Source organism: Haemophilus sp. 27098_8_127 (genome assembly GCF_041433495.1).
GTDB lineage: Bacteria > Pseudomonadota > Gammaproteobacteria > Enterobacterales > Pasteurellaceae > Haemophilus_D.
In genome coordinates this window covers 63,843-80,046 of the sequence record NZ_JAPWBP010000007.1, presented here as the reverse complement: position 1 = coordinate 80,046, position 16,204 = coordinate 63,843, and the positions used below count along the sequence as shown (strand labels likewise).

At 39.7% G+C, this 16,204-nt stretch carries 17 protein-coding genes and 1 pseudogene; 2 read left to right on the top strand and 16 right to left on the bottom strand.

Going from position 1 to position 16,204, the window contains the following annotated elements:
- On the bottom strand, positions 1-2,763 hold the full coding sequence (rapA, locus tag O3746_RS08365) for an RNA polymerase-associated protein RapA (protein ID WP_371448644.1): 2,763 nt from the start codon (positions 2,761-2,763) through the stop codon (positions 1-3).
- A 198-nt stretch (positions 2,764-2,961) separates the two neighbouring features.
- Between rapA and pnuC the strand changes: the two genes are divergently transcribed.
- The gene (gene pnuC / locus O3746_RS08360; protein ID WP_294792597.1) at positions 2,962-3,645 is read left to right on the top strand and encodes a nicotinamide riboside transporter PnuC; all 684 of its coding nucleotides are present in this window, start codon (positions 2,962-2,964) and stop codon (positions 3,643-3,645) included.
- A gap of 34 nt (positions 3,646-3,679) precedes the next feature.
- Here pnuC and O3746_RS08355 read toward each other — a convergent pair whose 3' ends face one another.
- Entirely contained in the window at positions 3,680-4,378 is a 699-nt protein-coding gene (locus tag O3746_RS08355) for a tRNA1(Val) (adenine(37)-N6)-methyltransferase (RefSeq protein WP_371448581.1), read from the bottom strand.
- Between the two features lie 70 nt (positions 4,379-4,448).
- Here O3746_RS08355 and srmB point away from each other — a divergent pair, with 70 nt between their 5' ends.
- Complete coding sequence (srmB, locus tag O3746_RS08350; protein WP_371448579.1) at positions 4,449-5,777, top strand: ATP-dependent RNA helicase SrmB; 1,329 nt, start codon at positions 4,449-4,451, stop codon at positions 5,775-5,777.
- 41 nt (positions 5,778-5,818) lie between these two features.
- On the opposite strand, the gene O3746_RS08345 is transcribed toward srmB, so the two are convergent.
- The 14 genes and pseudogenes from O3746_RS08345 to nudE form a co-directional block, all read right to left on the bottom strand.
- The gene (locus O3746_RS08345) at positions 5,819-6,022 is read right to left on the bottom strand and encodes a surface antigen (protein WP_049373078.1); all 204 of its coding nucleotides are present in this window, start codon (positions 6,020-6,022) and stop codon (positions 5,819-5,821) included.
- Between the two features lie 129 nt (positions 6,023-6,151).
- Positions 6,152-6,472 (bottom strand): DUF4298 domain-containing protein, encoded by a 321-nt coding sequence (locus tag O3746_RS08340; RefSeq protein WP_070712503.1) that lies wholly within the window; start codon positions 6,470-6,472, stop codon positions 6,152-6,154.
- Between the two features lie 79 nt (positions 6,473-6,551).
- Entirely contained in the window at positions 6,552-8,006 is a 1,455-nt protein-coding gene (gene gnd / locus O3746_RS08335; RefSeq protein WP_197560787.1) for a decarboxylating NADP(+)-dependent phosphogluconate dehydrogenase, read from the bottom strand.
- 85 nt (positions 8,007-8,091) lie between these two features.
- The gene (locus O3746_RS08330) at positions 8,092-8,481 is read right to left on the bottom strand and encodes a hypothetical protein (protein ID WP_197560786.1); all 390 of its coding nucleotides are present in this window, start codon (positions 8,479-8,481) and stop codon (positions 8,092-8,094) included.
- Between the two features lie 24 nt (positions 8,482-8,505).
- A pseudogene (locus tag O3746_RS08325) lies at positions 8,506-8,662 on the bottom strand (GNAT family N-acetyltransferase); the annotation flags it as partial.
- Positions 8,663-8,678: 16 nt separating this feature from the next.
- The gene (locus tag O3746_RS08320; RefSeq protein ID WP_197544995.1) at positions 8,679-9,011 is read right to left on the bottom strand and encodes a n-acetylglutamate synthase; all 333 of its coding nucleotides are present in this window, start codon (positions 9,009-9,011) and stop codon (positions 8,679-8,681) included.
- Between the two features lie 32 nt (positions 9,012-9,043).
- Positions 9,044-9,460 carry a hypothetical protein gene (locus O3746_RS08315; RefSeq protein WP_232086146.1) on the bottom strand — a complete coding sequence of 139 codons (417 nt, stop codon included), beginning with the start codon at positions 9,458-9,460 and terminating at the stop codon, positions 9,044-9,046.
- A gap of 26 nt (positions 9,461-9,486) precedes the next feature.
- Positions 9,487-9,879: a GNAT family N-acetyltransferase gene (locus O3746_RS08310; protein ID WP_049373071.1), complete on the bottom strand. Its 393-nt coding sequence runs from the start codon at positions 9,877-9,879 to the stop codon at positions 9,487-9,489.
- Positions 9,880-9,912: 33 nt separating this feature from the next.
- The gene (gene pgl, locus O3746_RS08305) at positions 9,913-10,611 is read right to left on the bottom strand and encodes a 6-phosphogluconolactonase (RefSeq protein ID WP_371448574.1); all 699 of its coding nucleotides are present in this window, start codon (positions 10,609-10,611) and stop codon (positions 9,913-9,915) included.
- 61 nt (positions 10,612-10,672) lie between these two features.
- A complete protein-coding gene (zwf, locus tag O3746_RS08300; RefSeq protein WP_049364703.1) occupies positions 10,673-12,154 on the bottom strand; it encodes a glucose-6-phosphate dehydrogenase in 1,482 nt (493 codons plus the stop codon).
- Positions 12,155-12,226: 72 nt separating this feature from the next.
- Entirely contained in the window at positions 12,227-13,033 is an 807-nt protein-coding gene (gene cysQ, locus O3746_RS08295; protein ID WP_049364704.1) for a 3'(2'),5'-bisphosphate nucleotidase CysQ, read from the bottom strand.
- A gap of 9 nt (positions 13,034-13,042) precedes the next feature.
- Positions 13,043-13,447, bottom strand: coding sequence for a hypothetical protein (locus O3746_RS08290; protein ID WP_049364705.1), 405 nt, complete (start codon positions 13,445-13,447; stop codon positions 13,043-13,045).
- 50 nt (positions 13,448-13,497) lie between these two features.
- Positions 13,498-15,498, bottom strand: a complete 2,001-nt coding sequence (locus O3746_RS08285; RefSeq protein ID WP_080970223.1) for an OPT family oligopeptide transporter — start codon at positions 15,496-15,498, stop codon at positions 13,498-13,500.
- A 115-nt stretch (positions 15,499-15,613) separates the two neighbouring features.
- A complete protein-coding gene (gene nudE, locus O3746_RS08280; protein WP_049364706.1) occupies positions 15,614-16,162 on the bottom strand; it encodes an ADP compounds hydrolase NudE in 549 nt (182 codons plus the stop codon).
- Between the last annotated feature and the right edge of the window lie 42 nt (positions 16,163-16,204).

Here is a 16,204-nt window from a genome sequence, read left to right as displayed (position 1 = left end):
TTATTCCTTGTTTGTCACTATTACCCGAAGGCTATCTAATCGCCAGCTTGCTTTACTTAACTCTTCCAAAGAAACTAAACGTTGTTGTTCTAATAAATTAATCTCTGCTTGGCGGATATTTTTATTTACTGCCTTTAAGGCAATAAGACGATTGAGCTCAGTGCTCAATGTTTGATCGGCTAATTTACTGGCTTCTCGAATTTTAGCTTGTGCAATTTCAGTCATTTTGTGATCGCCTAGTTTAATTAATTGCTCAATATTTGGACGAGCCATTTTGACCATTTTATTCGCAATGTCTTTGCTTAGCGGCTTAAGTTTATTTTGCAACGTATCAAAATTAACTTGTCCGGCTAGATCATTTCCTTTGCTATCCAGCAATAATCGAACTGGTGTAGGTGGAAGAAAACGATTCAGTTGCAAACCTTTTGGTGATTGGCTTTCAATCATATAAATCAATTCAACCAACAGCGTGCCAGCAGGTAGCTGTTTATTGATTAATAATGCCATCGCAGCTTTACCAATGTCACCAGAAGCGATTAAATCGATGCCTTGGCGTATCATTGGATGATCCCAGGTAAGAAATTCTAATTCCTCACGAGCAAGGGCAAGTTGTCGGTCAAAGGTTACTGTGACACCTTCTTCTTTTAGGCCTGGAAAATCAGGAACAAGCATGGTGCCCGTTGGCGTGATGACAATGCAGTTTTCACCTAAATCATCTTGTTCTACACCAATAATATCAAATAAATTCAGTGCAAAATCGACTAATTGGGGTGAATTATCAGTTTGAGAGATTTCTGCCGCAAGTCGTTGTGCCTTTTCTCCACCATTCGAGTTTAACTCTAACAAACGATCACGACCTTTCTCTAAGGCTAAGCGCAATGTTTTTGCTTGTTTTTGCGTTTGGAGGATGAGTTGTTCAAAATCTGCTTTATTTTCTGACCGCACTTTTAATAAAGTTTCATATTGTTCAAACAATGCCATACCTATAGGGCAAGTTTGTTCAAAAGCATTTAATCCCTCATGATACCAACGTGCTAAATCTTGCTGCGCAGAATTTGCTAGGCAAGGTACATAAATTTGTACGTCTCGTGTTTGTCCGATACGATCTAAACGGCCAATACATTGCTCAAGTAAGTCAGGATTTTCTGGTAAATCGAAGAGTACGAGATGACAAGCAAATTGGAAATTTCTGCCTTCAGAACCAATGCTAGAACTCAGTAAAACTTGAGCACCATTTTCGGTATCAGAAAAATAAGCCGCCGCGCGATCTCGTTCAATGATTGACATTCTTTCATGGAAAACAGCACTGCGAATGGCTTCTTTTTCTCGTAAGATTTGCTCAAGTTGAATTGCCGTTTGTGCTGTTTTACAAATGACTAAGATTTTTTCATTTCGGTGTGATTTTAAGAAATCAATTAACCAATGAATTTTTTCATCAGCCTCAGTCGCATCAATCGTTACTTGGTGATAAACCCTGTGCGGGAAACCTTTTACACCTTGGCGTGTATTGCGAAATAAAATACGGCTTGTGCCATGCCTGTCGATGAGATTTTGAATGAGCTCTTGTCGCGCAGCTTGCTTCTCCTCATCATTATGACAGGCTAAGGCTTTAAATAATGGTTCGACATCCTGCTCATGAAGTAAATCAGAAATATGATTTTTTTCGACCGCACTTAGTGGCTTCTCTGAGAGTAAAGATTGCACGGCATCGGCAACAGGTTGATAATTTTCCTGTTCCTTCAAGAACGCTTGGTAATTATAAAAACGCTCAGGATCAAGCAAGCGTAGGCGTGCAAAATGGCTTTCCAAACCCAGTTGTTCTGGTGTTGCGGTGAGTAATAAAACAGACGGAATAGCATTTGCTAATTGTTCCACCAATAAATAGGCGGTACTTGGCGCGTTTTCGGACCAAGCCAAATGATGCGCTTCATCGACAATTAAACAGTCAAATTCAGCTTCAATAGCTTGTTGTACGCGATTGGGATGGACTTTTAACCAATCTAATGCACAGATAATTAAGCTTTCCGTGCAAAATGGATTGATGGCTTGTTCGGCAAAATCTTCACAACGTTCTTCATCAAATAATGAAAAATGTAAATTAAAACGACGAAGCATTTCGATAAGCCATTGATGCTGCAAGGTTTCCGGTACAATAATTAATACACGTTGTACTTTTTCAGCAAAAAGCTGGTTTTGCAAAATCATCCCTGCTTCAATAGTTTTACCTAAACCCACTTCATCCGCTAAGAGTACGCGAGGATTCACACGATTTCCTACCTCTTGTGCAATATGAAGCTGGTGAGGAATTAAACCCGCACGATTGCCTCGTAAGCCACGCAAAGGCGATTGAAATTGAGCTTGTTGATGCAGAAGGGTTTGATAGCGCAATGCAAAATGTTCATTGCGATCAATTTGTGATGAAAAGAGGCGATCTTTTGCTTGGCTAAAGGAAATTATCGGAGAAAGTTCTTTTTCATTGACGATAATCTCTTCGCCTTGCGCATTTTTGACCAAATAAAATAAGAGACCATTCATTTCTTGAACATCAAGGACTTCTCCTTGCCAACCTGTTTGGTGATGAAGTTGTTCTCCTTTATTCAACACAATTCGGGTTAATGGCGCTTGTGCCACCGCATAAATTCGGGTTTCATCTGTAGCAGGAAAGTGAAGAGTAACCGAGCGGAAATCTAAGGCGGTTATCATCCCTAATCCGAGGTTATTTTCAGTTTCACTAATCCAGCGTTGACCGATTGCAAATGACATCATCTTCCTCTTAATGAATCTCTTAAAATGGGGCGATATTGTAGTCTGATTATAAGGGAAAGCAAGGTATGGGCATCTAAAAGTATGAAAAATAAAGTGTGATTTATCTCACAATAATCAAATTAAATATCCGCTATGCTTTACTTTAAAAAAGTGCGGTGTAAAAATGGCGTACTTTTTATAAAACAGGAGTGTTCCATGAATTGGACAGAACGACTTAAAGAGGAATTTTTATCCGGTTGGAAGCCTTTTGAAGTGGCATGGGTAGTTATTTTCCTTGCCGCGCAAATTATTGCTTATGTTCTTTCACCAGATAGCCCATTAGGCATGATTTCGGGTATTGCAGGTATTCTCTGTGTAGTATTGGTGAGTAAAGGGAAAATTAGTAACTATTTCTTTGGGCTTATTTTTGCTTATACCTATTTTTATGTCGCATGGGGAAACAATTTCCTGGGTGAAATGAATACGGTGCTCTATGTGTATATTCCATCACAATTTATCGGTTATTTTATGTGGAAACAACACATGCAAAACGATAATGGCGGTGAAAGTGTAATTGCAAAAGCTTTAACTCCAAAAGGTTGGGCTATTTTACTCGTGAGTGTGGGAATTGGTACATTCTGTTTTGTACAGGCTTTAAAAGCAGCAGGTGGGAGTTCTACAGGATTAGATGGTTTAACCACGATTATCACCGTAGCGGCGCAATTATTGATGATTTTGCGTTATCGTGAGCAATGGTTATTGTGGATTGTCTTAAATGTGCTTTCCATTTTACTTTGGGCAGAGCAGCCAGCGATGTACTTAATGTATAGTGCTTACTTACTTAACTCATTATATGGTTATTACAACTGGACGAAACTCGTCAAAGCAGAAAGCCACTAATCACATCAATAAAAAAGGGCATAGTAATATGCCCTTACATTTTCAAATAAAATGCCTTCGTTAACGCAATAAATTCCTCTGTGTACTGATTGTTTTCATCATAAATCACTAAGCTATCTTTTACTTGTGGCAAATTCTCTCGGCTAAACGTGAGTAACATCCGCTGTGGATCTTTTCCTATTTTTGTAATAACATCAGTCTGTTTGATGCAATAAAGTGCGGTTGAATTTATCAATATTTTCCCCGCCTCATAAGGCAAGACAAAACTGATTTTTCCTTTTCCGGATAAACAACTCGCCGCCCAATTTAACCAATCTAAATGGCTTTGTTGAACATAACGGGCAAGTGCTCGTTCGTCATTTTTACATTCCACACCTTGCGCAAAATAAGGCGGATTAGCCACAATTAAATCAAATTGATGTGCTGTTTGTTGGCAATAAGTTTGCACATCTTGGTGTATTAAATGAAGGCGATTGTGCCATGGCGAAGCCTGGAAGTTTTCTTGTGCTTGTTGTGCTGCAAGGGCATCAAGTTCAACGGCTTCAATTTGGCAATACTCATGACTTCGTTGGGCGAGCATTAATGCAACCAAGCCTGTGCCAGTCCCCATATCAAGAATACGCTGACAATCAGACACATCCGCCCAAGCGCCAAGTAAAATGCCATCCGTACCGACTTTCATCGCGCAATGTTGTTGATTAATATGGAATTGTTTGAAGGTAAAGCTGCTCATAAAATCTTGCGGAAAATGACCGCACTTTCAGGTATAATCAGCCCCAATTTTAACAAATTAACGCAAAATAATGAATTTATCCCCATTCGAAGAATTCGATCTTTCCCCCGAATTATTAAAAGCCTTAGAAAAGAAAGGCTACACCCGTCCAACCGCCATCCAATTAGAAGCGATTCCTGCTGCTATGGAAGAACGTGACGTGCTCGGTTCTGCACCAACAGGTACTGGTAAAACGGCCGCATTTTTATTGCCGGCAATTCAGCATTTATTAGATTATCCACGTCGTAAACCAGGGGCACCTCGCATTTTAATTTTAACGCCAACCCGTGAGTTAGCGATGCAGGTTGCAAAGCAAGCGGAAGAGTTGGCGCAATTCACGCATTTGAAGATTGCAACCATTACTGGCGGTGTGGCGTATCAAAATCATGGGGAAGTATTTAATTCAAATCAGGATATCGTGGTGGCAACACCGGGGCGTTTATTGCAATACATCAAAGAAGAAAACTTTGATTGTCGCGCAGTAGAAATGCTGATTTTTGATGAAGCAGATCGCATGTTGCAAATGGGCTTTGGCCAAGATGCGGAGAAAATTGCTGCTGAAACGCGTTGGCGTAAACAAACCCTTCTTTTCTCTGCCACATTAGAAGGGGAGCTATTAGTTGATTTCGCAGAACGTTTATTGAATGATCCAGTAAAAATTGATGCCGAGCCAAGTCGTCGCGAGCGTAAGAAAATCAACCAATGGTATTATCACGCCGACAGCAATGAACATAAAATCAAGTTGCTTGCGCGTTTTATCGAAACCGAGAAAGTTAGTCGTGGTATTGTGTTTGTCCGTCGTAGAGAAGATGTGCGTGACCTTTCTGAAACTTTGCGTAAACGTGGCATTCGCTCTACTTATCTAGAAGGCGATATGGCACAAACGCAACGTAATAATGCCATTGATAAATTGAAATCGGGAGTTGTTACTGTGTTAGTGGCCACTGATGTGGCTGCTCGCGGAATTGATATTGATGATGTGACGCACGTCATGAACTTCGATTTACCTTACAGTGCAGATACCTATTTACATCGTATTGGTCGTACTGCTCGCGCAGGGAAAAAGGGTACAGCAGTTTCTTTTGTTGAAGCCCATGATTATAAATTGCTCGGTAAAATAAAACGTTATACGGAAGAGCTTTTGAAAGCACGGATTTTGGAAGGCTTAGAACCTCGCACTAAACCACCGAAAGATGGGGAAGTAAAATCCATGTCTAAAAAACAAAAAGCACGTATTAAAGAAAAGCGTGAAGAAAAGAAAAAATCAGAGGTGAAGAAGAAAGCTAAACTGCGTCATAAAGATACAAAAAACATTGGTAAACGCCGTAAACCAAGCACAGAAAAAACAGCTGAGAAATAATAAAAAAAACCGCACTTAATTAAGTGCGGTTATTTTTTTGACTATTTATTGACTTGGCTACCGATTACACCACCTAATGCGGCACCACCTAATGTGGTCGCGGTATTACCACCAAGCATATAGCCTGCTGCACCACCAATAGCTGCGCCAGCTGTTGTATTTTTTTGTGTACGGTTCATATTTCCACATGCAGCAAGGGAAATAATAGTCATCGCGATAACAAGTGATTTTCCAATTAATTTCATAGGATCTCTCCGTGTTTAACATATAAAACTATCCATATTGATAGTACTCCATAAGACAAACGGAGATGAATGAAAGTTCAAAAATATGCGTTTTTCGATGTTTTTTTGAACAATTGAATATATTGAATGTTAATCTTTAGCTTGATCTAATACTTTCGCAACCACTTTCAAATATTCAATCGCCAATCCATGGTGTCCTGTACTCGCATTAAATACTAAATCTTCACTTAATACACCACAAGGCATATCCTCTGGGATTTTACCGTCCTCATAAGCTTGATAATCGTCTCGCCAGTCACCATCAAAATAATAGTGTTCTAAGGTTTTCATTTTTGGTAAGAAAGCTTGCCATTTTTCAAGAAATTGTTCCGCGTCAGCTAAGAAACTCTCCGCTTCATTGAGAAGGTTTTCCATTTCTGAAATTTTATCTAAGCGTGATTGAGGTAACATAGGTTTCTCCAAAATAAGGTAAAAATAAACCGCACTTTATTCGAACAAAGTGCGGTGAGTTTATCATGAGTTTTTAGACTTACACATCATAAGTGGTAGATGCTGTGTTGCCACCGCGACCTGTCCAGTTGGTGTGGAAGAATTCACCACGTGGTTTATCAGTACGTTCATAAGTGTGAGCACCGAAGTAGTCACGTTGTGCTTGCAATAAGTTTGCTGGTAAGCGTGCTGATGTGTAGCCATCTAAGAACGTAATCGCAGATGCCATACATGGCATTGGAATGCCCACTTCGATAGATTTTGCCACCACTTTACGCCAGTCGCTTAATGCGTTTTCTAAAATGCCTTTGAAGTAGCTATCTGAACCCAAGAAGATTAAATCTGGATTTGCTTCATATGCATCCCGAATGTTGCCTAAGAAACGGCTACGGATAATACAACCTTCACGCCATAATAATGCCGTTGCGCCGTAGTTGATGTTCCAGTCAAATTGTTCAGAGGCTTCACGAATCAGCATAAAGCCTTGTGCATAAGAAATAATTTTAGACGCCAATAAGGCTTTACGCACCGCCTCAATCCAAACTTTTTTATCGCCTTCAACCGGTTGAATTGTTTTGCCGAATAATTGATTAGCGGCAACACGTTGATCTTTAAATGAAGATACGCAACGAGCAAAGACAGATTCAGTGATTAAGGTTAATGGAATACCAAAATCTAATGCATTGATACCTGTCCATTTACCAGTCCCTTTTTGGCCAGCTGTATCTAAGATTTTTTCAACTAATGGTTCACCATCAGCATCTTTATAACCAAGAATATCGGTAGTGATATCAATTAAATAGCTATCAAGTTCAGTTTTTTTCCATTCTGCGAAGATAGCTTGCATTTCTTCATAGCTTAAGCCTAAACCTTCTTTTAAGAATTGGTAAGCTTCACAGATTAATTGCATATCGCCATATTCGATACCATTGTGAACCATTTTTACAAAGTGGCCAGCACCTTCTCCACCAACCCAGTCACAGCAAGGTTCACCTTGTTCTGTTTTAGCAGAGATTGCTTGGAAGATTGGCTTAACATATGGCCATGCTTCGTGGTTACCACCAGGCATAATAGATGGCCCATGACGAGCGCCTTCTTCACCACCAGAAACACCCGAGCCGATAAAGCGAATGCCTTTTTCAGCCAATGCTTTTACACGACGGTTAGTATCAGGATAGTTTGAGTTACCACCATCAATAATGATGTCACCTTCTTCTAAATGTGGCAGTAATGCCTCAATGAATTGGTCCACTACATCACCCGCACGCACCATTAACATCACTTTACGTGGTTTTTCTAATTTAGAAGCTAAATCTTCTAAAGAGTATGCGCCGATAATATTCGTGCCTTTTGCTGCACCTTGTAGAAATTCATCCACTTTTGAAGTGGTGCGGTTATATGCTACGACTTTAAAGCCATGATCGTTCATATTTAAAATGAGGTTTTGCCCCATTACGGCTAAGCCGATAACACCGATGTCGCCTTTTACTGACATTGTTTTCTCCTGTTGTAGTGTGGGGATGCCCACCGTGATTTTGGAAATGGTTAATAGTGGGACAAATCCCACTCTAAAATATAAATTATTTATTTTTTATAATATAATCAAAAACATCTCTATTAAAAAATCCTGAGTTATAGCTATTTGTTCTTTCCCGTAAAGGAGTAATAATTCCTTCATTTATATATTCAGGTAAGTTTTCAATAAAAATAACATCTGAAGGATCTTTATGATATCCAAGATAAATTAGAATTTGAGCTTGTATATCATTTATCTGAACTAACTTTACTCTATCAAATTTATATCTTTGATAATCAACAGCAATCAGATAGCCGATAGCATCTAAATATTCTTCGAATTTTTCTCTGCTAAAAAAAGAATTGTGACAAAAGTCGTGTAAAAAACTATTAGGATTTTCTTCATAATTATCATCAATAATTTTTTTCGCATTTTCAATCTGTGTTGTAGACATCAAGGTTTCCCTTATACAATTAAATTAACTCTTTGCCCACGCACTCATATGTTGCATAAATCTAATGCGGATAATAATCTACAGCTTACGTAGCAGATAAAAGCACAATTTTAGCTTGTGGATGTAAGACTTGTTTAGTGTGTTCAATCAATTGCAAGATGATACCTTGTTTCAGATATTCTATAGAAAAACTTCTTTTAAATTTCTTTAATTAAAGAGCTGCCTTGCTCTAACGTGTCTAGCCACTGCCATTTTTCATGACCGATGAGTTTGCTTTCTTCTAAAGAAAATGTTGTACAGCAACGCCCCAAACGATTTTCTAGAGATTGATTTAAATGTTGATACGTAAATTCAATTTGAGTATCGTTAATCCACTTCCCAATTAAAAAGCCTTTTAAAATTTCACCACCACAATATTCGGCCCAAATCATTTTACCTTGTTGATGGTAATGAAATTCTGTTTGGCTACTCACCTCACCATTTTCGGTGTTTTCAACAGCAATAAATTTTTTATTATCTAAATTCAACATTAAAGTCACTCTGCATCTGATGTATCTATATCTTATTTTTGCATAATGTAATGCATTTCTACATTTTTCGCTTTTGCGGCTTTTTCTAGATCTGTTTTATCACTTTGACTATCTCCAACAAGGTATAAAGATACATCCTTGCCGACCTTTTCTGCATTATTTAGTCCATACATAGCAACTGCTTTATTCACAGATTGACTGTTTCCTGCAATTCCAATGTGTAAATTATCTGTAGCTAAAAGAGATACGAGTCGTTTTCCTGAAGTACCACCTGCGGTTCTAATCGTTGCTACTAGCATTCCATTTGAAACTGGGTTTCCTGCTTCCGGAACTTGAAGCATTACTGAGCGATTATCTTTTGGCATTTGTGCCGCTAACTGATCTAAAGATGGACCAGATGAACAAGCAAATAACAAAGTTGAAGTAAGTAGTACAAACAGTTTTTTCATTTTTGTCACCATATCATTCTAATAAATTAACTCTTCGTCCATGCACTCATATGTTGAGTAAATCCAATATGCGGATAATAATCCACTGCTTGTGGAGCGGATAAAAGCACAATTTTGGCTTGTGGATGTAAGGCTTGTTTAGTGTGTTCAATTAACTGCAAGCCGATACCTTGTTTTTGATATTGTTCATCAACCGCTAAATCAGATAAATAACAGCAGTAGGCAAAATCTGTCACGGAACGTGCCACACCCACTAATCGTTCACCATCCCAAGCGGTCACTAATAAATCTGCATGGTGTAACATTGCCGCGACACGCTTTTCATCCTCTAATGGACGGCGCGCCCCAAGCGTTGTCTTATTTAGCAATTCAATAAATTGTTTAACTGAAATTGGTTCATTCACTTTGTAGTCTATCATTTTGCAAACCTATGATATTTGATACTCAACTTGTTATAGCAATTTAGCCGCCGCTTTATCCAAATACCATTCCGTCACGCCGTTTTTCGCCTGAATTTTGGCAGCAGGGTAAGGCAGATTTTCTGCAGGAGTCGTTTGGATTTCTTTTAAAATATCCGCTTTGCTTTCGCCAGTGACCAAATAGGTAATGCGTTTGGCTTGTTCAATCAGTTTGGCTGTTTTAGAAATGCGGATTTGACCGCTTTCAGGGTGTTTTGCAATAACAGCAAGGTTTTCATCATCAAAATTGGTTTGATGTGGGAAAAGAGAAGCGGTATGACCATCAGTTCCCATACCTAAAATGATCCAATCAAAAATACCGTTTGGAATGACCGCACTTAATTCTTCTTCGAAGCGTTTTAACTCAAAGTGCGGTTCATTTTCGCCACGAATTCGGTGGATATTTTCTGCGGGAATTTGAATATGATCGAATAAGAGTTTTTGCACTTCACCGTAGTTGCTTTCTGAATCTGTTGGTGGAACCATGCGATCATCACCCCACCAAAAATGCAGATTCTTCCAGTTGATTTGTTCGGTATAAGGCGCTTTGGCTAAAGTTTTGAATAACAGCTTAGGTGTTGAACCGCCAGAAAGAGAAATATGCACAGGGTGACTTAATTGACTATAAATCACAAATTCTTGGGCAATCTTTTCAACAGCGTGTTGAGCCGTTGGGAAGGTAATGGTGTTCATGTTTGTTTCTCTCTATTCGGTGATAAGCCTTCTTCTATTGAAGAAGGCGAGATATTAATGATTAAACCTTTTTCTTCATTTTACCGCTTGGTTTACGCCATACGCGACCACTTTTCGCAATGAGTTTTTCGGCTGCAACAGGTCCCCAAGTGCCCGCTTCATATTCGTAGATTCGACCACCCGATTCTTTGTAATCCAAAATCGGTTGCACAAATTTCCATGCAGCGTGCACCGCATCCGTACGCGCAAAGAGTGTGGCATCGCCTTTCATCGCATCAAGCAATAAGCGTTCATAAGCCGTGAGTACTTGCTCATCGGCCAAATCGGCATAACGGAAATCCATTGAGACTTCTTTCGCTTCAAAGCCCGCACCTGGCTTTTTCAAACCGAAGCGCATTGAAATGGCTTCATCAGGTTGAATACGGATGATCAATTTATTCTCAGGCGCATTTTGACTGAATACCGGATGTGGCGTAGTTTTGAAATGAATCACAATTTCTGTCACACGTGCCGGTAAGCGTTTACCTGTACGCACATAGAAAGGTACGCCAGCCCAACGCCAGTTTTCGATTTCGCAACGTAATGCCATAAAGGTTTCAGTGCGAGAGTTAGCCGGCACGCCTTTTTCTTGTAAATAACCTTTAACTTCTTTGCCATCAATTTCCGCAGCAGTATATTGACCAAGCACTAAGTTGTGCTCAACGTCATCTTGCGTTAATGGACGTAAAGAGTGCATGACTTTGGCCACTTCATCACGCATTGAGTTCGCATTGATGATTGCCGGTGGTTCCATGGCAACCATGGCGAGAACTTGTAATAAGTGGTTTTGGAACATATCACGCATTGCACCAGAGCCATCATAATAGCCACCACGTTCTTCTACGCCAATGGCTTCTGCCCCCGTAATTTCGACATAATCAATGTAATTACGGTTCCAAAGCGGTTCGAATAAGCCATTTGAGAAGCGTAAAACAAGTAGGTTTTGAACGGTTTCTTTACCTAGATAATGGTCGATACGATAGATTTGATGCTCTTCAAAGAAACGATGAATTTGGACGTCGAGTTCTTGTGCGGTTTTTTCATCGTAACCAAAAGGTTTTTCGACAATAATACGTTTCCAACCCTCGTCTTCTGTATTTAAACCATGAGCCGCAAGACATTCTGGAATCACACCATATAAGCTTGGTGGCGTGGACATATAGTAAAGGGTGTTGCCATTCGTTTGATATTTAGTATGTAATTCTTCTAAACGAGGGACTAATTTACCGTAATCGGCCGCATCTGATGTGTTTACCGCTTGGTAATAGAGATGACTACAAAAAGCGTCTAGCGTTTCTGGAGTGGTTTCTTCTGTTTCAAGTAACGCTTCGCGCATTTTTTCACGGAAAGTCTCATCGTTTAATTCTGAACGCGCGACACCTAATACAGAAAATTTGTTTAAACGACCAAATTTGAAGAGATTATAAAGTGCTGGAATGAGTTTACGGTGAGTTAAATCACCGGAAGCACCAAAAATCACGATACAGTTATTATTAGTTTGCATATTATTCCTTATTGTTCCGAGTAGTATTTTTAAATAATGCAATATATTACTGCACTTTACCAATCGAACCAATCAATTAAATTGAAAGACAGATGCCCAATTTTGTGTATTATCTGCCACCATCACAAAGGAGGGATTAATTAAACTTTCACGCTGATTATAGGTGAGCGGTTGATAGTGCGGATCGAAAATCATTCCATTGATTTCAGCTAATAAAATTTCAGCGCCTGCCGTATCCCATTCGCCAGTTTTACCGAGTCGAACATAGCAATCAACAGCTCCCTCAGCAACCAAACCGCTTTTCAAACTGCTCGAACCCACCACCGTAAATTCGCATGCCAAATTCTTTGCTAAAATTGACCGCACTTTTTCTTGTGAGGTAGTGGCGCCTACGGCGATTTTTAGCGGTTTTGTGAGATCGATTTTTTTGGGTTGTAAGATTTTTATTTCTTTGTTGCTTTGCTTGAATGCCCCAAAACCTTTCATTGCGTAATAGGTGATATTCAAAATAGGGAAGTGGATAACACCCAGTACAGGTTGATGGTTTTGTACGAGTGTAATCAATACGGAGAATTGATCTGTGCGATCAATAAATTGTTGCGTGCCATCAAGGGGATCGATTAGCCAATAAGTTTGCCAAGTTTGGCGTTGTTCAAAGGGAATATTGCAGTTTTCCTCTGAAAGAACAGGAATGTCAGGGAAAAGTGCGGTCAGTTTTTTGATTAAAAATTGGCTGACAAATAAATCTGCTTCCGTGACAGGGGTGTTATCCGATTTAGTTTGTATTTTTACATCCTGTTGGTAAAAATGAGCTAAATGTTTTCCCGCTTCATTAGCGAGTGCACGGACTTGATCGAGAAGAGATTGAGATAATTGCATGTTTATTTCCTACTTTGATTTCGGTAATAACAAGGAGAGGAAAATTGTTGTATAGATTGCCAGGATGACAGAACCCTCTAAGACAAATAATACACGGTCAGTCAGATATTGAGTATTTTGTGCGATGAGAAGGTTGCCGATACTCCAATAACAAAAAAGAATGATGAATGAAAAAATGAGAATTTTATTCCACTGATGACGTAGATAGCCGCGGTATTTAGCAAAGTAAGCATTGATTATTGCTGGCACGGTGAGAGGCCAAAATGTTAGAAAGAAACCAAATAATACGGCATCGAAGTTGCCTTCTTTGCAGTAGTCCATTCCGAAAGCGACATAAGCAATAATGCTACCGATTAGCTGTGTAACCAATGGGAAGATGATAATTGCTTTTAGATAAGGGGATTGCGTTGACACCTTAAGCTCCTAGAAAAATAGGCTATCCGAGGACAGCCTATTTAAATCCATTATTTCGATTTCTTCGCACGTAATACACGAGAAACGAAAATAAAGATACCAAAGATAAATACGGCAAGACCAAGTAATTCGCCAATATTATCCCAATTTTCTAATCCTAAGGCTAATGGATCTTCAGAACCACCTGAGGTGACAGATGCCGCAATAATGAAGGCTAAGATGACGCCCATCAAGCTTTCACCCACAATTAAACCCGCAGCGAAAAGTGTGCCGAAACGTTCTGCTTTTTTCTCCACTTCAGTATCGTTAGTGCGTTTTGCATAGTTTTTAATATGACGGGTGATAAACCATGCCATTACCGCACCGACCACAACCGGCATATTGATTGATGGTGGAAGGTAGATACCAATCCCAACCGCTAATACTGGTAAGGCAAAGCGGCTGTCACTGGTTTTACGCATGAATGCATCCACAATGATCAATACAATACCTAAACCAACACCAGTTAAAATGTAGGTCCATTCTAAATGGTCGGTGAAAATACCTTGTGAAATGGTGGTCATAAGGGTTGCTTGTGGTGCTGAAAGCGCTTGTGCTGGATCCATATCTGGACGTGGTAATGCGCCAGTGAAACCATAAGCGTGGTATAAAATTTCTAATACCGGTGCAATCACTAATGCACCAACGAAACAACCGATAATCAATGCAACCTGTTGTCTCCAAGGGGTCGCTTCAACTAGAAGACCGGTTTTTAAGTCTTGTAAGTTATCGTTTGAAATAGTCGCGGTGGTTAAAACGATAGATGCCGTGAATAAGGTCAATGCGGTTAAGAATTTTTGACCGTCCGCTGTTTCAAATAAACCACTGCTTTTACCAATAGTCACTAAAACAAGTGAAATCACGATAACAGAAATAATCCCGATACCAGAAATAGGGCTAGAAGATGAGCCCACAAGTCCAGCCATATAACCCGATGCTGCTGCAACGAAGAAACCAATTAACACCGCAAGTAGCGTACAAACCACCACTAATAATACGGCAAGCTCGGCAGAAATAGGCGCTGCGGCAACGAAGTGATATAAAGAAATCACGATTAACACGACTGTCGCCAATAAAATGTAAATGATGGTTTTTGGTGATAAGTCGATATCAATACGATGTTCTGATTCCTCTTGGGAACCTTTTAACATACGGAAAGAATGAATCATCCCTTCGATCATTGGTTTGAGAAGGATTAATAATGTCCAAATCGCTGCGATACCGATAGTCCCGACACCAATAAAGCGAACTTTGGTTTTCCATTCGGTCATCGCATAGCTCACGATTGACGCATCGGTTGGCATATCGCCTGTTGCAGTGAAATAAGGTACTGCGACACCCCAAGCAAGGAATGTGCCGAATAACATGGCCAGACCGCCCACGATACCAATTAAGTAACCCGCTCCCACTAAGGCAAGAGAGAAGCCCATTGGTAATTGGAAAATCGCTTTACCGTTAGAGAACCATGCGCTCGCGCTATCAGACATGACACGTAATGCATTGGTGAAGAATGCAACGGTTCCTGCAAAAATACCGCCGTAAGCAATATCTTTTACACCGCTGTCGCTTTCGCTATTGTTACCCGCTTTTAAGATTTCAGCCGCAGCCACACCTTCAGGGTAAGGTAAGTCGCTGTTTACCACCATTGCACGACGTAATGGAATGGTAAATAGTACGCCTAGAGTACCACCAGAGGCACAGATAAGCACCGTTTGCCAAAATGGGAATTCTTGCCAGTAGCCCATCATTAATAGGCCTGGAAGCACGAAAATAACAGAAGATAACGTCCCTGCTGATGAAGCTTGGGTTTGTACCATGTTATTTTCTAAGATACTGGAATCCTTGAAGAATTTTAAAATTGCCATTGAAATTACGGCAGCTGGAATGGAGGAGGCGAAAGTCATCCCCACTTTAAGACCTAAATAAACGTTAGATGCAGTGAAGATCACTGTAATTAACGCCCCAAGGAACATTCCTCGGAAGGTCAATTCTTTTAAATTATCATGAGACATAAATTTTCCTATTTATTTTTGAAAAATGACTATACATTCTCAAAAAAAGAATAATTATTCAAGTTTTATTTAAAGTTAATCGTTTGTGATTAGAATTTATCTAAATTTCTTCGATTTATTTACGTTTTTTTAAATAATCTCGTAAGATATAAAGTGCGGTTAAGTTTCTTGCCTCATTAAATTCATCACTCACCAACAGGGCATCAAGTTGAGATAAAGGGTAGCGTACGATTTCTAATGGTTCGGGCTCATCCCCTTCCAGTTGATTTGGGTATAGATCTTCACCTAGTAAAACGTGCATTTTATGACCCATGATTTGTGGATTGATCTTCATGGTGCGTAAAAACGTCCATTTTTTTGCGCCAAAAGCAATTTCTTCCTGCAATTCACGATTTGCACTTTGTTCGGGCGTTTCTCCTGTATCCATTCCACCTTTTACAAAACCTAGTTCATATTGTTCCGTTCCAACAGCATATTCGCGAACCAGGAGAAGATCCTCTCCATCAATTGCAATCACCATGACAGAATCGCGATTAAAAGGGCGGAAACGTTCGTAAGTGCGGTCAATGCCATTAGAGAATTTGAGATCGACGGCTTGAATTTCAAACAAGCGGGATTTTGCCACGGTAGAAAGGGAGAGAATGTGTGGAAGTTGTTTTTTCATAATATTAGCCCTATTATCTTGTTATTGGCTCATCATACGCAA